At 62.6% G+C, this 19,591-nt stretch carries 23 protein-coding genes; 5 read left to right on the top strand and 18 right to left on the bottom strand.

The genetic code is table 11. The annotated features are described in order from the left end of the window. Positions 1 to 135: 135 nt before the first annotated feature. From OPU67_RS10190 to OPU67_RS10165, 6 genes are read right to left on the bottom strand one after another with little or no spacing between them, the layout of a single operon-like run. Positions 136 to 1,011: a DsbC family protein gene (locus OPU67_RS10190; RefSeq protein ID WP_267619427.1), complete on the bottom strand. Its 876-nt coding sequence runs from the start codon at positions 1,009 to 1,011 to the stop codon at positions 136 to 138. Then, on the bottom strand, positions 1,008 to 2,309 hold the full coding sequence (locus tag OPU67_RS10185; protein ID WP_267619426.1) for a TraB/VirB10 family protein: 1,302 nt from the start codon (positions 2,307 to 2,309) through the stop codon (positions 1,008 to 1,010). The genes OPU67_RS10190 and OPU67_RS10185 overlap by 4 nt, the downstream gene beginning before the upstream one ends. Continuing rightward, positions 2,309 to 3,046, bottom strand: coding sequence for a type-F conjugative transfer system secretin TraK (locus tag OPU67_RS10180; RefSeq protein ID WP_267619425.1), 738 nt, complete (start codon positions 3,044 to 3,046; stop codon positions 2,309 to 2,311). The genes OPU67_RS10185 and OPU67_RS10180 overlap by 1 nt, the downstream gene beginning before the upstream one ends. Then, positions 3,043 to 3,612 carry a type IV conjugative transfer system protein TraE gene (locus OPU67_RS10175; protein WP_267619424.1) on the bottom strand — a complete coding sequence of 190 codons (570 nt, stop codon included), beginning with the start codon at positions 3,610 to 3,612 and terminating at the stop codon, positions 3,043 to 3,045. The genes OPU67_RS10180 and OPU67_RS10175 overlap by 4 nt, the downstream gene beginning before the upstream one ends. A 13-nt stretch (positions 3,613 to 3,625) precedes the next feature. After that, positions 3,626 to 3,913 (bottom strand): type IV conjugative transfer system protein TraL, encoded by a 288-nt coding sequence (gene traL, locus OPU67_RS10170; protein WP_067402642.1) that lies wholly within the window; start codon positions 3,911 to 3,913, stop codon positions 3,626 to 3,628. Between the two features lie 35 nt (positions 3,914 to 3,948). Next, on the bottom strand, positions 3,949 to 4,275 hold the full coding sequence (locus OPU67_RS10165) for a hypothetical protein (protein ID WP_067402639.1): 327 nt from the start codon (positions 4,273 to 4,275) through the stop codon (positions 3,949 to 3,951). A 363-nt stretch (positions 4,276 to 4,638) separates the two neighbouring features. Here OPU67_RS10165 and OPU67_RS10160 point away from each other — a divergent pair, with 363 nt between their 5' ends. Genes OPU67_RS10160 through OPU67_RS10150 form a run of 3 tightly spaced genes read left to right on the top strand, consistent with a single transcriptional unit; the run spans position 4,639 to position 6,116 of the window. Beyond that, positions 4,639 to 5,127 (top strand): hypothetical protein, encoded by a 489-nt coding sequence (locus OPU67_RS10160; RefSeq protein ID WP_267619423.1) that lies wholly within the window; start codon positions 4,639 to 4,641, stop codon positions 5,125 to 5,127. Then, positions 5,120 to 5,371, top strand: a complete 252-nt coding sequence (locus OPU67_RS10155; RefSeq protein WP_267619422.1) for a helix-turn-helix transcriptional regulator — start codon at positions 5,120 to 5,122, stop codon at positions 5,369 to 5,371. Before OPU67_RS10160 ends, OPU67_RS10155 begins: the two co-directional genes overlap by 8 nt. A 46-nt stretch (positions 5,372 to 5,417) precedes the next feature. After that, complete coding sequence (locus tag OPU67_RS10150) at positions 5,418 to 6,116, top strand: HNH endonuclease (RefSeq protein ID WP_267619421.1); 699 nt, start codon at positions 5,418 to 5,420, stop codon at positions 6,114 to 6,116. A 28-nt stretch (positions 6,117 to 6,144) separates the two neighbouring features. On the opposite strand, the gene OPU67_RS10145 is transcribed toward OPU67_RS10150, so the two are convergent. Together OPU67_RS10145 and OPU67_RS10140 are read right to left on the bottom strand one after the other, a co-directional pair. Continuing rightward, on the bottom strand, positions 6,145 to 7,374 hold the full coding sequence (locus tag OPU67_RS10145; protein WP_267619420.1) for a hypothetical protein: 1,230 nt from the start codon (positions 7,372 to 7,374) through the stop codon (positions 6,145 to 6,147). Positions 7,375 to 7,432: 58 nt separating this feature from the next. After that, entirely contained in the window at positions 7,433 to 8,425 is a 993-nt protein-coding gene (locus OPU67_RS10140; protein ID WP_267619419.1) for a helix-turn-helix transcriptional regulator, read from the bottom strand. 190 nt (positions 8,426 to 8,615) lie between these two features. Between OPU67_RS10140 and OPU67_RS10135 the strand changes: the two genes are divergently transcribed. Then, positions 8,616 to 9,257: a hypothetical protein gene (locus tag OPU67_RS10135; RefSeq protein ID WP_267619418.1), complete on the top strand. Its 642-nt coding sequence runs from the start codon at positions 8,616 to 8,618 to the stop codon at positions 9,255 to 9,257. Positions 9,258 to 9,275: 18 nt separating this feature from the next. Here OPU67_RS10135 and OPU67_RS10130 read toward each other — a convergent pair whose 3' ends face one another. The 6 genes from OPU67_RS10130 to OPU67_RS10105 all read right to left on the bottom strand — a co-directional run bounded on the left by OPU67_RS10130 (position 9,276) and on the right by OPU67_RS10105 (position 15,026). Next, a complete protein-coding gene (locus tag OPU67_RS10130; protein ID WP_267619417.1) occupies positions 9,276 to 10,604 on the bottom strand; it encodes a type II toxin-antitoxin system HipA family toxin in 1,329 nt (442 codons plus the stop codon). Positions 10,605 to 10,606: 2 nt separating this feature from the next. Next, entirely contained in the window at positions 10,607 to 10,855 is a 249-nt protein-coding gene (locus tag OPU67_RS10125; protein WP_267619416.1) for a helix-turn-helix domain-containing protein, read from the bottom strand. Between the two features lie 532 nt (positions 10,856 to 11,387). Continuing rightward, positions 11,388 to 11,594 (bottom strand): hypothetical protein, encoded by a 207-nt coding sequence (locus OPU67_RS10120; protein ID WP_267619415.1) that lies wholly within the window; start codon positions 11,592 to 11,594, stop codon positions 11,388 to 11,390. 221 nt (positions 11,595 to 11,815) lie between these two features. Continuing rightward, positions 11,816 to 13,813, bottom strand: a complete 1,998-nt coding sequence (locus tag OPU67_RS10115) for a TonB-dependent receptor plug domain-containing protein (RefSeq protein ID WP_267619414.1) — start codon at positions 13,811 to 13,813, stop codon at positions 11,816 to 11,818. Between the two features lie 47 nt (positions 13,814 to 13,860). After that, complete coding sequence (locus tag OPU67_RS10110; protein ID WP_267619413.1) at positions 13,861 to 14,238, bottom strand: DUF3703 domain-containing protein; 378 nt, start codon at positions 14,236 to 14,238, stop codon at positions 13,861 to 13,863. A gap of 38 nt (positions 14,239 to 14,276) precedes the next feature. Then, entirely contained in the window at positions 14,277 to 15,026 is a 750-nt protein-coding gene (locus OPU67_RS10105; protein WP_267619412.1) for a glutaredoxin family protein, read from the bottom strand. Positions 15,027 to 15,100: 74 nt separating this feature from the next. Here OPU67_RS10105 and OPU67_RS10100 point away from each other — a divergent pair, with 74 nt between their 5' ends. Next, a complete protein-coding gene (locus OPU67_RS10100; RefSeq protein ID WP_267619411.1) occupies positions 15,101 to 15,487 on the top strand; it encodes a MerR family transcriptional regulator in 387 nt (128 codons plus the stop codon). A gap of 44 nt (positions 15,488 to 15,531) precedes the next feature. On the opposite strand, the gene OPU67_RS10095 is transcribed toward OPU67_RS10100, so the two are convergent. From OPU67_RS10095 to OPU67_RS10080, 4 genes are read right to left on the bottom strand one after another with little or no spacing between them, the layout of a single operon-like run. Beyond that, positions 15,532 to 16,446, bottom strand: coding sequence for a CopD family protein (locus OPU67_RS10095; RefSeq protein WP_267619410.1), 915 nt, complete (start codon positions 16,444 to 16,446; stop codon positions 15,532 to 15,534). A 16-nt stretch (positions 16,447 to 16,462) separates the two neighbouring features. Further along, the gene (gene copC / locus OPU67_RS10090; protein ID WP_267619409.1) at positions 16,463 to 16,852 is read right to left on the bottom strand and encodes a copper homeostasis periplasmic binding protein CopC; all 390 of its coding nucleotides are present in this window, start codon (positions 16,850 to 16,852) and stop codon (positions 16,463 to 16,465) included. A gap of 22 nt (positions 16,853 to 16,874) precedes the next feature. Continuing rightward, positions 16,875 to 17,852: a copper resistance protein B gene (locus OPU67_RS10085; protein ID WP_267619408.1), complete on the bottom strand. Its 978-nt coding sequence runs from the start codon at positions 17,850 to 17,852 to the stop codon at positions 16,875 to 16,877. Next, positions 17,849 to 19,573 (bottom strand): copper resistance system multicopper oxidase, encoded by a 1,725-nt coding sequence (locus OPU67_RS10080; RefSeq protein WP_420708996.1) that lies wholly within the window; start codon positions 19,571 to 19,573, stop codon positions 17,849 to 17,851. The genes OPU67_RS10085 and OPU67_RS10080 overlap by 4 nt, the downstream gene beginning before the upstream one ends. Between the last annotated feature and the right edge of the window lie 18 nt (positions 19,574 to 19,591).

Here is a 19,591-nt window from a genome sequence, read left to right as displayed (position 1 = left end):
GCGAGGTTGGCGCGCAGGTTCCTTCGGGCGCGCGGCAGGCAAAATTGCTTTCGACATTTCCGCCAAGGCTCGCGCAAGCAGCAGTGAGGGTGAGCGGCGCGAGCAGCGCCGCTCTGCGCAGGAGCGGGGAGTAGCTCATTGCTTGCCTCCCGCTTCGCCAGCGGCAAAGCGCCGCAGGGTGGCCGCATCGCGGTAGCCGTGGAGCACGGCGCCATCGCTGGCGCGCACGATGACCGGGGTCCCGGCAAAACCATTGGCCTTGGCGAAGGCCTCGTTGGCATCGAGCGCTTTGGCCGCTTTGCAAGGCTTGGCCGCTGCAGGTGCCTGCCCGGCATAGGCCGCATGCAGCGCCTTGGCGGGATCGGCGGCGCAGATGACCGCTTCAGAGATCGCGCGACTCTCTTTCCCGAAGATCGAGATCGGCCGTTCCTCGACATGGAGGCCGGCCTTGGCGAGCTCGGCGGCGAGCCGCTGGCAATAGCCGCACTGGAAATCGGAGAAGACGATCAGCTTTGCGCCCTTGGGATTTCCCCAATGCACAGCGCCCTCGGCCGGCAGCTTCGCGAGATCGACCCGCTCGGCCACCGCCTGGCGCGGTGTGTTGGCGGTGTTGCTCCCAGCACTCTCACCGGCTCTGGCCGCACCTGTCGCCAGTAGATCGGGATTGAGCTCGAGCAGACGCGCCGCGGTGACGTCGCGGCGCTCTTCCATGTCGTAAAGGCGCCCGACGAACAGATAGCGCGCTGCCTCATCGACATAGAACAGCGTGTCGCCCGAGACGACTTCGCACCACGGTCCCAAGACGTCGCAATTGATCGCATCGATGGGCGTCTTGGGGAGGCGCAGCTTGAGGGCGGCCGCGACATCGGAAGTGGCTCCTGCCGCATTGGCCGGGTTGGCAGTCACCAGCGAGACCCCGAGGGTCAGCACGGCAGCGGCGCTCGAAGCGGCAAGGGCAAGGTGGGCGGCACGAGCCTTGTGGCTCGGCCGGCGGCGGTCATGGTAGTTCATTTGGAGGGGCTCCTGACGTGGACGCCGTCGAGAAACACGATCTCGACCTCGATGCCGGTCGGCATCTCGACGACGGGTTGGTATTGTTCGGCGCGTTCGATGAGGTATTTGCTGACCGTGTCGGCCGCCTCGCCAGCGCCCTGGCCGAGGCCGCCGGCGAGGATATCGGTCGGCGAGAGCGGCTCGCGCTGCTGGCCTGCCGCGATCTGGCCGGCGAAGATGCCATTGGCATTGGCCGAAAAGCCGCGGCCGAAGCCGCCGACGATCCCGGCGAGCAGCGCCTGCGCGACCAGACTGCCTTCCCGGCTGACGACGCGGCCACGCACGCCCGACTTGCCGGCAAAGGCGATAAAGCCCTTGATCTCGCTCACCGCGAAGCGCCCACCGGGCTGCGCGCAGGTCATGCGCACCAGTTTGACGTAGACCTTCTCGGCCGAGAGATCGCCGCGCGCCGCGCCATTGACGAGGCAGCCGGTGATGTCGGTGGTGAGAAGCTTGCCGCCGCGCATCACCGATCGCGCCGGGCCGGTAATCCGCAGCACCACGGGCAAAGGATCGGTTTGGCTGGCGACCCCGGTCGAGGCATCGACCCCGACGATCACCTTGGCCGGCGCATAGGAATTGGGCGGCAGGTAATCGCGGCTTGCCTCGAGCTGCAGTGCGGGCACAGCCGCGCTGACAGGCTTGCGGTCCTTCTCGGTCTCGCCCGCAAAGCTCAAGAGGCTGAGCTTGCGCTCTTCCGGCAAGGGGCCGCCAAGCGGGTCAGTCGCAGCGCCCACAGGTCGCGCGCCAGGGCCGTAGGCCGGCGGCGGCGGAAGCGGGGGCGGCGGTGCCTTCGTGACCTGTTCGAGCTGGCCGCGCAGCGCGGAATTCTCGGCCGAGATTGCATCGATCGCGGCTTGCCCGTCGCTGCGCATCTTCGCGTTCTCGGTGCGCAGCGCCTCGAGCTCCTGCTCAATTGCGGGACGCGGCAGCTGCGATTGCTGCAGATCCTTGATCGCCCGGCCCTGCGCATCGAGCCGGTTGCCGTAGCTCGCCACGAATTCGCGCTGCGAGAGGTTGCGATTGACCAGCCCGCCGGTGTCGATCGTCGCGGCGCCGTTGGGATCGCTGCCTGCGCCCTCGCTGTCGCCGCTGAAGATGAAGGCGGCGCCGCCAAGCAGTGCGACCGCGCCAATCCCGGCGAGCAGCATCTTCTGGCGCTGTGCAATCTGCGCGTTGAGCTGGCGCCGCCCAGTTTCGCGGGCCTCGGGTGACCCCGGCAGCGGCTTGGTCTCTGTTGTTTGTGCCTCGGCCATTACTCGAGCCCTCCCTTGGCAAAGACCAGGAAGGCGCTGGTCGCCTCACCGGGATTGAGGCTGTCGCGGCCGTAGGCAAAGGCGAGCGCGCCGGCGGGCGCTTCGCGCTCCGCGGCTAGCACAAGGCTGTCCTTGCCGAGGTTGCGGATTAGGAAGTGCTGTCCGGTTAGCGCATCGCCTTCGTATTCGGCGACCAGCTGGACCTCGATCCCTTCGGTGCGGCGCGGCGCGGACAGTTCAGCGTGCGCCCGGTAGCCGGGGAGCACCGCATCGCTCGCCATCGCTTCGATCAGACGAACGGCGGCATCCTCGGGGCTCGCAGCGCTCTCCCACTCGGCTGCTTCAACTTTGGCGAGCGCCGGGTTGGTGATGAACACCTGGGTCGCTTCGTCAGGGCCAAGCCGGCAAGCGAACTTGTAGACATAGCCCGCCTTGCTTGTGGCAAAGAAGCTGACCCTGGCAGCAGCATATTGCTGCGGCACCGAGATATAGATGTCCCCGCGCACCGGCTCGTGGGTCACCTGGAAATCATTGTAGGGAAAGCCGCTCGCGATCTTCGAGACACTGGCAAAGCCATCGCCCACGAGCGCGATCCGGGTGAGCTCGCCGCGCGCGAGTTCGCAGGCGATCGTTGCATTATCGGCCGCCTCGACGAACTGGTCGGCGTGCGCCGGGACCGCGGCGAGGGCCAGGCCAAGCAGGGAGAGGCTTGGATAGGGGAATGGGAAGTGGGTCATTGGCCCTTGTCCTTCTCGTCGGAGGGAAGTTGTTCGAAGCCGGTCAGCTGAAGGCTCAGGCCGCGCTGCGACCAGCGGAAGCGGAAGGCGCGGCGCTGGCTCGCGATCACCTGCGCGCCGACAAAGGTCTTGAGCGTTCCGGTGACGGTTGAGTTGAGCCCGCGCGGATCGACCTCGATCCGGGCGATCACGAAGGCTTGGCTGATATCCGAGCCGCGCTGCTCCTCGACGATCTGCACCAGCTCGGCCTTGAGCCGGCCATGCGCGGCGGGATCAGCAAGCTTGAGGATGCTCGCCATCCAGTAGTCGAGGCTTTCAGGGGCGCGGTTGAGCAGCATCAGCGCCGTGTCGCGGGTCACCAACTCGAGATAGGGCGCATCGACCCCGGCGCTCGAGAGGTTGAGCCGTTCGGCGGTGATCGGGACCAGCACGACCTGCTCGTCGCGGGTCACCGCAGCGCCGAGGCTCACCACGCTGGTGAGGCCAAGCACGCCCGCCAGCATGGCGAAGCGGTTTCGTTGGCGCAGGTACGCCTGTGCCTGTTCATGTGCGAATTCGGCGCGCATCGCTGGTCCTCCCTCAGCCCGCCAGCAGGCGGCAGTGGGAGGGCGGCGTGGCCTTCAGCCCGAGAAACGCCCCGGGGAGGTACCAATAGGCAGCATGCACCAGCGCCGATCCAGCGCCGCGTGCCTTCGCCTTCCGCAAGGCAAACCAGGCTCCGGCGGCCAGGCCGATACCGATGAAGATATGCTGCGCGAGAATGCCCCAGGCGAAGGGGATCAGGATCCCCGCAAACTCGTCGATGGTCCAGAAGCCGATGAGCTCCGGGTCGTCGAGCCGCCGTGGCACGAGGTACTTGTCAGCCATGATGCCGCCCTCCTGTCGTGAACCGCAGCCGCCGGTCAGATGACCGCGGTCACGACCGAGGTGACGATCGGCACGCCGGTACCGACACCGATCCCGACGCCGACCGGCACCGCGACCTGGCCGAGCGAGAAGCGTCCCGAGGCGAGGCCGATCAGTCCGCCCGCAAGGCTGAGGACGGTGATGATCTTGCCGCCCGAGCCTTCGAGAAAATTGGTGAACTGGGTGAGCGCCGGATCGAAGGTGGTGTCAGCCCCGGCGATTGCCGCGCTGGCACCGGCAAGCGCAACGAGCGCCGGAAGGATGTAGTCGCGGCGCTGGATGCGGCGCGCCGCTGGGGCCGGAACGGCAGTCTTGATGGTCATGGGGAGATACTCCGAGGGTTGAACAACAGCCAACGATGTGTTCGCTGTATGTTCTTTCCTCTCCCCGGAGCCGGGCTGTAGGAAATCGAAGAGTGAGAAGCGCAGGCCTGGACCAAGCGAAAAGTGACATTTGGTAGCTCGCAGGCCGGTCATCGCGCCGGCTGTCTGGCTTACTGCGCTCAAGGTGGCGGAATGCGCGCGGTGGCGACCGGACAATGCGCAGGGCCGACCGTATCCTGCGCCAGCGCTTCACCGTTTCTGATTCGTCACTTCCTCTATGTTCTATTTTTGTTCTTTGTGTTTTCCTACACCCTTCCTGTGCCGGTAGTCAGCGAGTCGAGCACTACGCGAAAGGACAAGTGGATGACCGACATGGCGCTTTTTGCCGAACATCAGGTTCGCACAGACCTAGCCCGGCTGCTGCTCGCAGCTGTCGAAACGAGCGGGCAGCCGCGCTGCGAGATCGCCCGCAAAGCGCAGATCCACAAGGACGCCTTGCGCCGGGTTCTGGCAGGGGAACGCTCGGCCAGTATCGCCGAAACGCTCCGGATTTTGGCAGCGAGCGGCGTGCCACCGCACGCGCACCTGCTCTTGTTCCTGGTGGGCAGCGATCATGCGGTACGCTGGCTGCAATCCGACCTTGCCGACTTTTTCGAGGACTTCACCAGCGAATTGCCATGTGCGCTCGAGCGTGTGCTTGGCAACCAGGTCCACGATGTGAAGCCGCGATGGGCCAAGGGGACGGCGCACAGGGTGGCGCGCCTGCTATCGGACCACATCGATGAGCTCGAACGCAAGGACGCCCTCTTGGGTGATGTCTTCGGCGCGGGCATTGGCGGTTGCCATGGCTAGTGCCGCTTCGCCCGAGGAGATTGAGGATCGGCGCGTCACCCGTCTGATCCGGCTCAAGGAAGTCCAGCACCGCGTCGGGCTCGGCCGTTCAACAATCTACCGCTGGATGGCTGAGGGGAAGTTTCCGAAGCCGGTTCAGCTTGGCGGTTCAACCGTGGCCTGGTCGGAAAGCGAGGTCGATCGCTGGATCGCAAATAGGCTGTCCCAAGTTCCCGGCCTGGATGCACCTGAGCAGCTTTGTTGATGCGCGCCGTTGACTTCGATCTGCCAGCAATATCAATCAGTATGTCATGATCAAGCGCCTCCCGTCCGAACAGCAACGTCGCGTTACCACTGCACACGTCGATGCTGCCGTCGCCAGCCTGCTTTCGGGCACCGACGCTCCAAATTTTGCTGAGTCTCGCGATTACGACCTGCTCACGCAGGAAGGCGACCGCCTCGCGCCAAAGAAAGTGTTTGGCCGGGCGCTTGAGGAAGCCGGTGTCGTGACCGAGGCCTTTCCCGGACACTTCAGTGCAGGGTGGTCGCAGCCGAGCTTCGAGATCCTCCAAGCCGCCGGCTACACGATCATCAGCAAAACCGAGGCGACTGCTGAGGCTAATCGGCGCCGCCGCCGCGCCCAAGTGAATGCCGCGGAAGTCGACAAGGCAGCCGCAACGATTGGTGTCGACCCAGAGGAACGCAGCTGGATCGAAGGCGACAAACGCATGGCCAAACACCTGCGCACCGAGCGACGTCGCAGCGCGAAAGCCGCAGCCGCCAAGCGCGCCGCAATTCGCGCAGCAAACGACGGCAGGCTCGCTTGTGAGCATTGTGCTACGGACTGGTACGCAATCTATCCGGCGGCAATCGCTGAGGCGATATTTGACGTCCACCACACGATCCCGCTCAAGGACATGGACGAGGGACACGAAACCGAAGTCAAAGACCTTCTCTGCCTCTGCGCTAACTGCCACCGCGCCGAACATCGCAGGATGGCCTCAGGTTAGATCTACCTGGCGGGTCATTCCGGCCAACCTATTCGCGTTGGTAGTCCTCGTCGTCTTCGAAGCTGTAGTCAGCGGCGCCGAACACACTCCGCTCGGCAAAACGCGCTTCAAGGCCACCCGGACTGAGCTGCGCGCGGGCGTGTTCTAACTGCTGCGTGAGCCATTGTCTGAATACGCTGAGACGGCTCTCATTTTCGCTTTGCGCCGAACTTTCAATGGTTGCCGAGAGGCCCTCCAAATGACCGACACGTTCTCGAAGCGCTATCAGTGCATTGAGCTCGGCATTGCGTTGCTCATCAAGGCGCTTCCTTCGCTCTTCGCGCTCGCGCAGACGCCGATGCCTTTCCTGGGCGCGTGCGTGCTCTTCTTCACGGCGCTGCCGCGCTGCTTTGGCTTCCGCAACGATCACAATCCCGATCGCGACTTTTGCAGCCATGTCTTCGAGGCGCTGTCGTTTGCCATCTTTGAATGACCGGCGTGGCATGGAGTGATGGTACGACCATACCGGCTCCAGCTCGATCGATAGCTCCCCGGTCGGCGAGTAGTCCCAGTCGGGCGGCCGCGGATAAGGGTCATTGTCGAGACGGCCCCAATTGTTCGCCTTTCTCCGCCTCTCCCACGCAGCAAGCGCCGCCTTTTCCTTCTGGGTCGGCTCGTGCTTTTCACGGCGAAAGGTCTCGTTGATCGAGAAGGTCACAGACTGTTCGCCATTCGTAAAGCGGCAGGGCTTGTCGTCATCACTGAGGCCGAACCCCTGGATCTTCGCCATTGCTTCGAGCTGAGGGAGGATAGTGGCCAGGCGGGGTATGGAGTTTTTCGCAACGCTGCACTGGATCAGCCCTGGCTCCTTGATCTCAACCAGCCCCTGAAAGTTTGGCTTCGCCTGACGCAGCGCGGCCAATGTGGCTCGAACCTTAGCGCTCAGCTTTGGCTGATCGGGTTCGACGCCACCTTTGGTATTCGTGGTGATTTTCTCCGCTGATGCGGCTGCGAGAGCTTGCCACTCGGCGACAGTGACTGGCCGGATCGTGATCACACCAGCGCGATCATCGCCCGCCTTCTCAGGAAGCATGATCTGTTGGACCTTCTTGCCTGCGGCCTTTTTCGCCCACCATCCGGCAGGCGGATTAGGGATCGCGTGTTTGCGGCAGACCTTGTGCAGCGCCACATCCGAGACCCCAAGCTCCTTGGCGAGATGCGTCATCGGTTTGGACCAGACGAGCTCGTAGAACTCGCGGCGAGAAAATGTGTGGGCCATCAAAGGATCCGTCAGCTGTTGTTCCAGCTTCGGCGGACCACGTCTGCCTTACATGCGTCTATGGCAGCGCGTCGAAGGTGCGGCGGTAATCGTGCACCATGTCCCGAAGCGCGGCGGGCTCTAGTACCTCTACAGAGGTCCCCCAAGAATAAAGATGCCAGCTCATTTCAAGCAGACCCGATGCCCGGAAGCGCACAAGCAGCGACCCGTCCGGCTCTTCCTCCACAGTTTGCGTCGGGTGGAACACAAATCGGCGCGCATGGGGAGCAGCCTCTGGAGAAAAGCGCCAAACGACGTCACCATACTCTCCAGCATTCTCGTAGGATCCAAAGCCTCGTTCTGCATGGCGCCGGATGTCGAAGCCGGGATCGAACTCGAAGCTCTCAGACAAGACCTCCGCCTCGGCGATCTCCTCGACCCGGAAATGCTGGAGCGGATGAGAAGCTGGCTTCTCTATGTCGCGGGCCACGAGATAGCGGCGCACCCCAAGGAGCAGGCCGTGTGGCGCGACAACCCGGCTTACGGGTTCGGATTGGCCGCGTTTGCGATACGGGAAACGGAGAAGACAAGGCCCCTTCAAGGCCTCGTAGATCGCCCTGTCGACCTTCTCGTTGGTCGCCGGCCGGGGCCCTGGGCGAGCCGCGTGGCCAAGGGCTTCGAGCAGCGCTTCCTCGTCGACTGACAGGCGTGTCCCCTGCTCTGGAGGCACCAGCGCTCTGACCTTTTGAGCGAGGTCTCGCGTGAGACCCGCTTCTTGCAGCAAACCGGCTTGCTCGAGCTGGGTTATCCCGGTCGAGAGCGCTGCCAGCTCCTCCGGCGTCGGGGTCAAGAACGCTGCGACCTGCCGCGCCGGGACGTGCCAGCGCTTTTTGCGGTCCTCTCCTTCGACCGATGTTGTCTGAGGAAAAGCAGCCTCAAGCGCCTCGATCATTCGCTGGGCGGTCCGATAGGAGCATGAGAACTCCTCGACGATGTCCTCGAGCGCAACGCCGCTGCGCCGGGTCGCCATCATGGCCAGCTTCAACAGATCCTGAGCCTTAGCAAACGACACCGGAACCCCTCCTCAAGCGCCCACTGGCACGATCGCGATAGCTGAGGGCGATACGCTATGCATCAGATTTTCTTGGCGCAAACCGCCAGAAATCGTCCGACCCGAATCCGGCATGACAGGTTTTGACGTCAGCCCCTGCGATAGGTCGCACATCGATTCTATTCGCGCTCAAGGCGCCAAGGGGGCACAAATGACCAAAGCAGCATTCTCAATTCTCGCGGCGCTGGCGGCAGGGGCCGCTCAAGCACAATCAACCGAAAACGATGTTCCAGTTCAGGCCGTGCAGGCCGCTGCCGAGCCGCAAGTCTTCTTGCCTGCGGGAACCGAAATCCCGCTCAAGATGACCCAGACGATTACCACCAAGGGTGACAGCTGGAAGGAGGGCGATCAGTTCAATCTGGTGGTCGCTGCAGATATCCGCCTGGGTGACTACATCGTCATCCCCCAGGGCACGAAGGCCGTTGGCCGGATCACGTGGCTCACGAGCCGCGGCGCGTTCGGCAAGTCGGGCAAGATGGATATCGAGCTTGAGTACCTTCAGCTTGGCAATCGCCGTGTGAACATCGATGGGACCTACCGACAGGAGGGAAGCGGAGCCACGCTGGCTACAGTTGGTGGTGTCATCGCCGCTGGCGTTTTCGCAGGTTTCATCACCGGGAAGAGCGGAGAGATCCCGCAAGGTCGTGAACTCATCGCCACTCTCGAAAGCAATCTGCCTGTTTCGCTGCCCAAGGGCGCTTCGATAGCCCAGCCACCGGTCGAGGCCGTGGCGGCGCAGCCTATCGGAGCGATCCCTGCTTCGAGCGCGCAGGAAGCAGAAGATCAACGGTAAATGCCAGTAACCTGGCTGCTATAGCTCTTCCATTGCGCTGGCGAGGTGCGGCAAGCGCCGGTCAATGGCAGCGGCGATGCTCGCGTGGACTTCCTCTGCGAAGTCTGCCGGCATCGCTGCGCGGGCTTGACTGACAGCGTTCGACGCCTGGTCGAGTATCTCCGATATAGCGCGGCGCATGAGGTCAGCGCCGAGGCCTGCTGCCTTGCCAGTCTGGACAAAATGACGGCCCATGACTTCGGACAGCCGGTAGTGGCGGTTGGTCCCTGCCGACATCGCAAGACGGAACTTGGGCGGAGCGATCTGACCTCTGTCGACGGCGGGCTGGGCTGACAGCACATCATAGAAGGGTGTGAGGCTGAAACGTCCGCCCGGCTCCAGAAAGATGCTGAAGTTCTTGGCGTGACCGTCGGTCGCGCCGATCAGCCAGAACAGGATCTGGCTCTTGAAAAAGGCGGCCTGGTCGGCACGGGGATCGTTGGCGCCATTCAGGAGCCCGATAATGTCGCGCATCCCGGGGCCACCGTCGCTCTGGTATTTGCGGGTCGGCGGGATACCAAGGGTCTGGCAACAATCCTCCTGAGGCAGGCGGAGGATGTGACTGGCATTGCGCCAGCGCCGGTCAAAACGCTCGACCACCAGCACGCGCCGCGATCCGAATGTTGCTATCTCGGTTTGCGCGACCCGAAGACCGAAAGCCTGCATAAGCGTCAGGCAGTAGTGTTCATTGTCCACACTGTCCGACATGTCGATCATGCCGTCGGCGGTAGGAATCTGGCCCAATTGCGGTTTCAGAATATGGGTCGTCGGCGTCGATCCGAGCGGGCGCAGCCATTGTCCGTCAACGCGCAGCAAGGCCGTCTTTTCCTGCGCACCACCAACCGAAATCCGGAACTCCTGTTCGCGGTCCAGACCCAAGGGGACTTGGGCCAGATCGGCGAGCATTGCCTCGATCTCGGCCTCGTTGAAGGGCTCACCTTCAATGTTGCCCTTGGCCTGGCTGGCCCCGCCCTCGGGCAGGAACTGCATCGCGCCGACACAGTCGCGGCCGATGGCCTCGAGCAGGCTGTAGAAGTCTGTTCCTTGCGCGCCCATGCGCTCAGCGACACGGCGACGCGCCGTGTCCCGGTCTGGCAAGAGGTTGTCGAACACGGCAGCAACCTCGGCGCCGCGGTAAGCGACCGGGGTCAGCGGCAGAGAGAGCGAGACGGCAAACCGGTGCTCCCATGCGAGCCACGTATCGTCATACTGAAAGCTGATCGCCCCGGTCGATGCCTTCTCGAGGCGGCCCACCAGGCGGCCATTGATCAGCACCTCGAGGGGCTGATGGGTCTTCTTGCGCGGCACAGCTAGAAGACATCCTCAATCGATTTTTTGCCCTTCTCGCGTGGCACGATTTGCATATCGAGACCAAGGCTGGCGATCACGCTGAGCAGCGTGTCGAGCTTGGTCCCTTCGCTGCCATTCTCGATCGCAGATATGGTCTTCTGCTGCGTACCAGTGCGGCTTGCCAGTTCTGACTGGGTCATACCCTGTCTCAACCGCTCACTCTGGATGATCGCGCCTAGTTGGCTTGGCAATCTGACGATCTGTTGCATGGACGCCTCCTCGAAGGCCGCATACTTCAGAAGGTATAAAGACGCAATATACCTTGTCGGGTATAATATGAAATTATACCCTATGGGGTATCGTTCGCGCGGGAAAACCGATAGGTGCGTTGATCGCATCGACTGACAGGTGATGGCTCAAGCGCAGAGCCATAGCTGGTTTACGAATGGCCGTTTTTGCAAAGTCAGACTTAGTGTTTCTCGGGATTCTCAAACCAGATCATTTTGCGAACCCAAGTGCATCATCGCCGCGAGCGGTGTGCCGGCCTCACCGCTGATGCGATATCAAACCTCGGACAAGAAGAAAAATTGTCCGAGGAAACGAATCAAACGGATCGCAAAGCGATCGCCTGAAAGCAGCTATGCTGGAGGGTCGGTCTCAAAGGCAGAATCTGGGACAAAGCCGTCGTTGCTTAACGGCATGCCGAATGGCCGGTATTGCCGGAAGGGGACATGCGCCTGCTCGGCACTGAAGTTGGCGGCTATTGGTTTGCTTCCTGAACCACGCCAATCAGGAAAGGACCTATTGCCGAAGAAGTTCGCGCGTGCGATGTCCGTAAAAGGCTAGGAGACAGATAATGATTTTATCTACCATTATCGCAGTGAGCGTTGCTACCCAATCGGCACCCGCACCGGTATCAAAAAGCTCGCCTGCCCCTGCAGCCGAAAAGAAGATGGCATGCTGCGAAATGATGGCGAAGGGCAACGGTTGCTGTTGCTGCAAAGACATGGCCGCGGAAAGTCCAAGCAACCAAGGTGCAAACCAAGAGAACGATGACGCCAAAGGGCATGCTCACTAAGTAGGGCATCAGATTCCTACCGGCTTCCGGTTATGAGTGGCGGCTCGCTGCATTGCCGAACTCGGCAGATGGCGTCACTTGCCGGCCGCTAGAGCCGGAATTTCGAAAACCAAACTTATCCCGGCCGTGTCGCTGATCGATCAGACGCTCTTCAATCCTGCCCGAGCCGCACTCGCACCCCTGCATTGAGGACAAATCCTTCAAGCGGCGCCCACGCATCGACCGTCCATTGCCCGCTAGCTGCGCGCGTGGGCCGCAGTAGCGGGTCATACCGCGACTGGCGCACGTTCAGCAGGTTTTCGGCGTTGGCGAACAGGCTGAATCGACCAAGCGCGATCTCGCCCAGCACGCCGAGATGAAGATAAGGACGCGAGCGGGTGCGGAAAGGGTTGTCTTCGAGCAGCTGGCGGCCGGTGTAATAGGCTTCGATCCCGATCCGACCCCTGCCGTGTTCCTCCCACATGCCGATGAGGCCAGCGGTGTGCCGTGGGGTAAGCGGCTGTTGCCTGAGGCCTATGCCAGACGGATCGGGTTCGGAGCTGTCCACAAACACATAGCTGCCTGTCACCGTGAAGCCATCTTGCCGCCAGCGCAGCAGCACCTCGCTACCGCGTAGGCGGGTGGTGCCATCGATATTGACGAGCTGCACCCGGTCGGAGGCAATGGCATCGAGCCGTGTGGCGTTGTCGATATCGGAGCCGAACAGCGTGACGTTCGCCTCCCACGGGCCTCTGGCATAGCCTATGTCGAGAGAGGCGGTGCGGGCGATTTCGGCTTTGAGGTCGCCGAGCGGTTCGAGCCGCGATAGCCCTGCCGCATCAATCTCGTCCACGAACGGCGTGGGGGCGAAGAACCCTTGGCCAAAGGAGGCACGGATCGTCCAGCGACCGGGGCGGTAGAGCGCTGATACGCGCGGGCTGAACTGCGTGCCGAAAGTGTCGTGAAAATCGACCCGTCCGCTCGCCGCAAGCGCAAGGTCGGGCGACGCCTGCTGCTCGATCTGCGCGAACAGGCCGGGGACATCATAGGTGTAGTTGAAGGCCGGGAAGGTATCCGAACGGAACCCGTCCGACTGGAACGCCGCGCCTGCCACCCATGCGGTGCTGCCGCTTTCGCCTGCGAGCGATGCCTCGGTAAACAGGCTGGTGTGGCGGTCATCCTCCACCACCGCGCCGAAGCGATGCAGATGGTCCTGCCGCATGGCCGAGGCGCGCAAGACGAGTTTGCCGAGGCCCTCAAGCGGTGTTCGGGCGACCAGCCCGGCGTCGAACCGGTCAGTATCCTGTGCTTGGACGAAAGCCGTGCCATCGGGGACGGTGCGACCGGGTAACGTGCCGCCGGTGCGCTCCTCGGTCATGGCTCCTACGGTAAGGTAGAGTGAGGAGCCATCGTCACCGTCCCACTGGAAGCGCGGCCGTGCGGTGAACCGGTCATAGGCCGCCATGTCGAGCCAGCCATCGTCATCGAGATCTTGCCCACTCTGCCGGTGCGCTCCGGCAGTGAGCGAGAGGCCCGCGCTCCCGCTGATCGGCCCCGCCACATAAGCGGTCAGATCTTGTCCGTTACGCGTGGTCACGTTGGCGAGAATGTCAGCTTCGAATGCGCTGCCAGGGCGCTTGGAGATGAGGTTGATCACACCGCCCAGCGCCGAGCCGCCATAGAGCGCGGAGACCGAGCCCTTGATGACCTCGACCTGCGCCAGATCGGTCGGCGGCACCTGCAAGAGGCCGAGCGACGCCGCCTGCCCTCCATAAAGCGTAAGGTTGTCGGCGAGCAGCTGGGTATAGCGGCCCTCCAATCCCTGTATCCTGACATTGGCAGCGCCGAGCGCGGGCGATGTCACCTGCACGCGCACGCCACCGATCTCGTTCACCAGCATCGCGATACTGCCGGGGCGCATCAGCGCCTTCTCCTCGACCTCCTCGCCCGCGATCACCTCGACCCTCAGTGGCTCGTCTTGCAAGCGGCGGCCAAGCCGCGTGCCCTGAACGATGATCGCGGCTTCTTCTTCCTCAGCCTCGTGATCGTGGTCAGCATCATCGGCAGGGTGCTCTGGTTCTGCAAGAGTGGTCTGCGCAAAGGCAGGCAGAGGCGCGGCAAGGACGCACGCGGTGCCAAGCAGCAGCGCGGCGTGGAAGCGGTGGATCACATCAGGTCTTTCGGTCGATTTGCGGCGCAGGGCTGCGCTGGAAAAGATTAGTCGTTGGTGCGATCGAGGATCGCGCGCAGGTCAGACGGAATATCCATCGGTGCAAAGGCGCTCACCGTGCTGCGCCCGGTGTTGCCGATCGGCAGGCGCCCCGTCAGGTTGCCGAGCGGTGCAAGCACTAGTCGCAACAGCTGCCCCGCCCCTTCCCGCCAGTTGCGGAGCTGGACAGCAAAGGCGAGCATCCTCCAGTGCGATACGACGTGCGGGCCAAGCCGCGTTTGGGCGAGGATGTGCGCACGCCCAAGATGGTGCCATGCCAGCGGGACATCACCCTGCCGCGCTGCCTCTTCTACCATACGATATTCTGCTGCAATTGCTGCAGCGACAGCGTACATTGTCCGCTGGTCGGCGGTGTGCTGTGTCATGCCTTGCTCCTTACCGTGATCGTTCTCCTCAGCGATCGTCAGACAACCATCTTCGCTGCCATCCAAAGCGCCATCGCGATCATCATGAGGTTTTCGGTCAGCGAGACGAAACCGAGCGGTACGTTGCTCGATCCCCCGACGCATGCGCACTTGAGCTCGCGACGGTCGATGTAGACCGCCTTGAATACGGAAACTGCGCCTATCGTGCCGATGAACAGTGCTACCGGGATCGAGACCCAGTGCAAGACACCTGCTACCATTAGGACGCCGGCGAGACCCTCAGCGAAGGGGTAGATGCGCGTATAGGGAACCCAGCGCTGCGCCAGCAGGTCATAATTGAGAAACATGGTCGCAAATTTCTCGACATCCTGCAGCTTGAGCAGCGCAAGGACACACATCGAAAAAGCGATGAACCATTCGGCCACGCGCACACTGAAGGCGTTACCGTCGGCGGCAATGCCAACCGCAACTGCCATCAATGCAGTCATAGCAAACAACGCCATGACCGGGCGATAGGTGGTTGCATTAGGATCGGCGACCTTGAGGCCGAAGAAGCGACGGAGGTCATCGTGGCCGCCGATCCGCTGCCCATCAATGAAGGTCTGCGGCGTGGTAGTGACGCCATGTTCGGCTTTGAAAGCATCGGTCTCTTCCCGCGTCGTCAGATGGTGGTCCTCCACCCGGTAACCGCGCGACGTCAGGAGGTGTCTCGATTTCAGACCGTATGGGCAGGTATGACCGGGCATGACCATGCGATGGAGCACGGCTGTTTTGGCAGATTGGGGCATTGGCGATTTCCTTTGATTCGCGTGCAATGCGGCCGCTATAAACTCCGTACCATGATACGGGATCAAGTGCCTTTATGAAAATCGGCGAATTCGCTCGCGCGGGCGGCGTGAACGTTGAGACAATCCGTTATTACCAGCGTCGCGGGCTCCTTATCGAGCCTCCGCGCGGACAAGGGCCGCGGCGTTACGGGATGGATGACCTTGATCGTTTGCGGTCAATTCGCGCCGCCCAGACGGCAGGCTTCACGCTCGAAGAGATCGCGACCTTGCTGGCGCTGGACACGGCAGACCGCTCTTCGGCGCAGGCGCTTGCAAACAGCCGCATCGCTGCGCTTGATGAAAAGATCGCGACCTTGCTGACCATGCGCGGCGCCCTCATCCGTCTGGCGGAAGCCTGCGCAGCCGAAGACGCCGGGCCGTGCCCCATCATCGCTGCCTTCAATCCGACCGGCGCTACCTAAGCTTCGGATCCCTGACGAACGCTCCCGTCCTGATCGAAGGCCGCTTACATCATCGTCGGTGACATCGATCCAAAGACCGCGACTAAGCCAATGACCAAAAGCCCGAGCAGGAGTTCGGCAATAAGGGTGCGCTGCAATGCACCCAAGCCTTGAGCGGGATAGACATTGCCATCCCTCACATCCGCTGCAGCACCCTTGCTAACGCGCGCATGATGCGCGCCAAGGGCTACCATAGCTGCCACTAAGGCCAGCTTGATCGCCAGCAGGATGCCGTATGGCGTTGCAAAAGTCGCCGCAACGTTCGGTAAACCGAATATCAGGTGAGAGTTGATTGTCCCGGTAACCGCGACAAGCGCAATCAGTGAGATCCCCATAGGCGCAAAGGCGTGCATGGCCTTGAGCACCGCATGCGTCTGGATTTCGTCAGGATCCTTGCAGCATCGGATTGTCAGAACTAGGAACCAACCGATTGCTCCAAGCCACAGGCCCGCGCTGACCAAATGGATGCCGTTGTTGAGGCGATGGAATAGCCCCAATCCGCCTTCGGTTGCAGCGGCATGGCCACTCCAACCTAGCGTCGCAAGGGCGCTACCGTAGCAGCCCGCCGCAAATACTAGCGCTACCCGGCGGTTTCGGAGCGCGAGAATAGCGGCCAGCCCTGCAAAGAGCAGCCCAGAGCGGACAATGAAGGCAAACCCAATGTCAGTGCCGAAGATCATCGCTTCAATCATCGGCCGGTCGAGCTCGGCGACCGGCACGCCCATCATCGCAGCGATCGACATGAGCATGAGCGCCGCTGATACAACCGGCGCGACGAGAGCCGCCAGAACGGCAAAGGCTGGCGCGCGGTCAGTCTTCAGCCCGTCGACGCTTCGCAGGCCAAGCAACCAGAAAGCCGACCACCCGAACAGGCCCAGCAGCAGCGCATATTGCGCAACCCGCAAGACCGGTTCGAACAAACCCTCTATCACCGGCTCAGCCGATGATGAAGGTAACGGTGCCCTTCATGCGGTGACCATCAGCCCCGGCTGCCTGCCAGCGAACCTCGTAGGTCCCCTTGGGCAATGGCTTTGCCAGATTGAGAGTCATGGTCTTGTTTTCGTTCGACCATGCGGTCGTGAAGTTCCGGATCGCCATCTCGCCGTGATTTGCCATGCCCGGCATCGCAGTCATGACGATGCTGGCTGCAGCAGTGGGCGGCAACAGGGCTTCGCTGAAGGTCAACGAGATGGTGCGAGCGTTCGCGACAGTCGTGCCCTCAGCCGGGGTCGAGGCGACCACCTTGGTATGCGCCAGCGCGGCAGCGGGCAAAGCGAGCGGGAATGCCGCAATCGCAAGGGCGGCAAATAGTGGTGCGAAATTCATGTGAGTTTATCCTTCTTGTTGATCAGAACCAGAAACGGATGCCGGCGATGAAGCTGGTAGCGGAGGGGTCTTCACCGCGTGCTCGCGCGAAGCCGGCACTTTGGCCGGTCCGCCAGGACTGCTCGATGCCGATATAGGGCGCGAATTCGCGCCGTATCTCATAGCGCAGCCGCGCGCCGATCTCGATCTGGTCGAGCCCTGCGCCAATGCCGAGCAGGGGAATGTTCTGCGCCGACAGATTGGCCTCGATCCGCGGCTGAAGGATCAGGCGCTGGGTGATGCGCTGATCGACCTCGGCCTCGATCCGCGCGGTTAGATCGCCGCGGTGCGACAGGAACATCGCAGCATCGACCTCGAACATGTAGGGTGCCAAGCCCTGCACACCGATCACGGCATGGATGGTGTCTGGCCCACCTATGTCCTGCCGGATGCCCGCCTGGAGGTCCCAGAACGGCTTGAAGGCCTTCGAGAACAGTGCTTGCACCTCGGCATCTTCTGGCGCGGAGCCCCATTCGCCTTCGCCCTCGCTTTTGAACCAGAGGCGTTCGGTCGGGCCGCCGTAGTAACCCTGTATATCCCACAAGTAGGCGTCCTCGCCGCCGCGCACCAGGGTTTCCAGTCGGTCGCCCTGGAACCAGAACACCGGAAAGTCACCATGCGTCCTACGCAGGTCGTTGCGCGAGGCAGCCATCGCCTCGGCGCCCCAGATCGCATCGGCGGCGCGCGGCGACCCGCTCCCAGCCTCCGGCGGCGGCGGAGTTTCCATGTCCGGGCCGGGCGAGGCGGTTTGCTCCCCGGTGTCCCCGCCATGGTCCATGGTGCTGTGGTCCATGCCGTCCATCGGCTCGGCCTTGTTGTCCGCGGGATCGCCCATATCATGACCTGCGTGGGGATCAGCCTTCACCTCTGCCCCGGCCGGCTTGGGCAGATCATGACCCTGGTGCTGTGCGAGCGCCGGCGCGGCGCTCAGCAGCAGGGCAAAACAAAGAGCGGCTTTCATTGTCCACTCTCCGGACCCATAACCGTTACGGTCTGCATCATCCCGCCATGCATGTGATAGAGCAGGTGGCAGTGGAAGGCCCAGTCACCCGGTTCATTGGCGGTGAGATCAAACTGCGCGCTCGCCCCGGGCTGGACGATGAGAACGTTCTTGCGTGGCTGGTGGGCAGCGTCCTCGCCATTGACGAGTTCGAAGAACATCCCGTGCAGGTGGATGGGGTGCGCCATCATGGTGTTGTTGACGAGCTTGACCCGAACCCGCTCGTTCCAGGCAAAACGGATCGGGATATCGCTAACGGCGGAATACATCTCGCCGTCGAATGACCACATGTAGCGTTCCATATTGCCGGTGAGATGAAGTTCCAGCAGGCGTGAGGGCTCACGCGTGTCGGCATTGGGCTCCAAGGCCGACAACATGCGGTAATTGAGCACGCGGTGTTCGACATCGCGCAGACCCAGACCGGGATCGCCCATCTTGTCCACCGGAGCCATGGAGACCATGTCGATCCCTGGCCCAACCTTTACGTCGGGCGGCAACAGCAGCGTGTCGCGCATTGTCATGCCGTCCATAGAATGGCCGCCGCCGCCGTGCCCGCCATCACCATGGTTCATCCCCATATCGCCCATGTCGAGCAGCGGGGGCTTGCGCGGCGGGGGGATAGCCGCGCGCGCGCCGGGGCGGCTCGCCAGCGTTGCGAGCGCCATGCCGGAACGGTCCATACTTTCGGCGATAATGGTATAGGCCTCCGCCTCGCGCGGGGTGACGATCACGTCATAGATTTCGGCCGTGCCGATCTGGAGCTCATCGACTTCGACCGGCTTCACGTTCTGGCCATCCGCCGCGATCACCGTCATGGCAAGGCCGGGGATGCGCAGATTGAAAAAGCTCTGCGCCGCGCCGTTGATGACGCGAAGCCGCACCCGCTCGCCGGGCTTGAACAGGTATTCCATCCCCTCCTTTGGCCCGCGTCCATTGGCGAGGTAGGTATATGTGGATCCTGTCACATCGGCGATGTCAGTCGCCGGCATGCGCATCTCGGCCCACATCCGGCGGTCGGCGGCGGTCAGCGGGTAATCGTCGGCCCAGCTGGTCTGCTGATAGTTGAAATAGCCCTCGCCCTTGCGAAGCCGATCCATGATGAAATGCGGATCGAGCGGGGTGAATTCGCTCAAGAGAAGGATGTAATCGCGGTCATAGGCGGCAGGCTCGTCGCCCGCCGGGTCGATGATCAGCGGGCCGTAATGCCCCTGCTGTTCCTGAAGCCCCGAATGGCTGTGATACCAGTATGTGCCCGACTGCCGGATCGGGAATTCATAGGTGAAGGTCTGCCCCGGCTTGATGCCTGGAAAGCTGATGCCAGGCACACCGTCCATGTGGAACGGCAGGAGCAGCCCGTGCCAGTGGATCGAAGTATCGGTATCGAGCGTATTGGTGACGTTGAGGCGGACATTCTGCCCCTCGCGCAGGCGGATCAGCGGCCCAGGCACCGAGCCGTTGACTGCGATCCCGTGCCCCTTGCGCCCCTGCACCGTCCGAGGGCCGTGGCCGACAGTGAGATCGATCGCTGCGCCAGAAACCTCGTCGAAGCCCACACGGATCGGCGAGCCGCCGCGCATGCGGTGGATCGAATGCCCTTGCGCCCAGGCAGGCATGGCGGCGAGAGCGGAGACGGTTCCCAGCCCTGAAAGCAGGTGACGGCGTGAAAGTGTCAAATGGTCCATAAACAGCATTACGCATGA

The organism is Erythrobacter sp. WG, assembly GCF_026586795.1.
GTDB lineage: Bacteria > Pseudomonadota > Alphaproteobacteria > Sphingomonadales > Sphingomonadaceae > Erythrobacter.
Note: the sequence above shows the minus strand (reverse complement) of the source record. Positions and strands in the feature narration are given on the sequence as shown.

What these genes read in the sequence shown, in the direction of transcription:
- OPU67_RS10190 (WP_267619427.1), bottom strand. Translation starts at nt 1,011, where the DNA reads ATGAACTACCATGACCGCCGCCGGCCGAGCCACAAGGCTCGTGCCGCC.
- OPU67_RS10080 (WP_420708996.1), bottom strand. Translation starts at nt 19,573, where the DNA reads ATGGACCATTTGACACTTTCACGCCGTCACCTGCTTTCAGGGCTGGGA.
- OPU67_RS10180 (WP_267619425.1), bottom strand. Translation starts at nt 3,046, where the DNA reads ATGACCCACTTCCCATTCCCCTATCCAAGCCTCTCCCTGCTTGGCCTG.
- OPU67_RS10150 (WP_267619421.1), top strand. Translation starts at nt 5,418, where the DNA reads ATGATCAAGCGCCTCCCGTCCGAACAGCAACGTCGCGTTACCACTGCA.
- OPU67_RS10145 (WP_267619420.1), bottom strand. Translation starts at nt 7,374, where the DNA reads ATGGCCCACACATTTTCTCGCCGCGAGTTCTACGAGCTCGTCTGGTCC.
- OPU67_RS10155 (WP_267619422.1), top strand. Translation starts at nt 5,120, where the DNA reads ATGGCTAGTGCCGCTTCGCCCGAGGAGATTGAGGATCGGCGCGTCACC.
- OPU67_RS10105 (WP_267619412.1), bottom strand. Translation starts at nt 15,026, where the DNA reads ATGCCCCAATCTGCCAAAACAGCCGTGCTCCATCGCATGGTCATGCCC.
- traL (WP_067402642.1), bottom strand. Translation starts at nt 3,913, where the DNA reads ATGGCTGACAAGTACCTCGTGCCACGGCGGCTCGACGACCCGGAGCTC.
- OPU67_RS10185 (WP_267619426.1), bottom strand. Translation starts at nt 2,309, where the DNA reads ATGGCCGAGGCACAAACAACAGAGACCAAGCCGCTGCCGGGGTCACCC.
- OPU67_RS10110 (WP_267619413.1), bottom strand. Translation starts at nt 14,238, where the DNA reads ATGACACAGCACACCGCCGACCAGCGGACAATGTACGCTGTCGCTGCA.
- OPU67_RS10175 (WP_267619424.1), bottom strand. Translation starts at nt 3,612, where the DNA reads ATGCGCGCCGAATTCGCACATGAACAGGCACAGGCGTACCTGCGCCAA.
- OPU67_RS10135 (WP_267619418.1), top strand. Translation starts at nt 8,616, where the DNA reads ATGACCAAAGCAGCATTCTCAATTCTCGCGGCGCTGGCGGCAGGGGCC.
- copC (WP_267619409.1), bottom strand. Translation starts at nt 16,852, where the DNA reads ATGAATTTCGCACCACTATTTGCCGCCCTTGCGATTGCGGCATTCCCG.
- OPU67_RS10085 (WP_267619408.1), bottom strand. Translation starts at nt 17,852, where the DNA reads ATGAAAGCCGCTCTTTGTTTTGCCCTGCTGCTGAGCGCCGCGCCGGCG.
- OPU67_RS10160 (WP_267619423.1), top strand. Translation starts at nt 4,639, where the DNA reads ATGACCGACATGGCGCTTTTTGCCGAACATCAGGTTCGCACAGACCTA.
- OPU67_RS10125 (WP_267619416.1), bottom strand. Translation starts at nt 10,855, where the DNA reads ATGCAACAGATCGTCAGATTGCCAAGCCAACTAGGCGCGATCATCCAG.
- OPU67_RS10165 (WP_067402639.1), bottom strand. Translation starts at nt 4,275, where the DNA reads ATGACCATCAAGACTGCCGTTCCGGCCCCAGCGGCGCGCCGCATCCAG.
- OPU67_RS10120 (WP_267619415.1), bottom strand. Translation starts at nt 11,594, where the DNA reads ATGTCTTTGCAGCAACAGCAACCGTTGCCCTTCGCCATCATTTCGCAG.
- OPU67_RS10100 (WP_267619411.1), top strand. Translation starts at nt 15,101, where the DNA reads ATGAAAATCGGCGAATTCGCTCGCGCGGGCGGCGTGAACGTTGAGACA.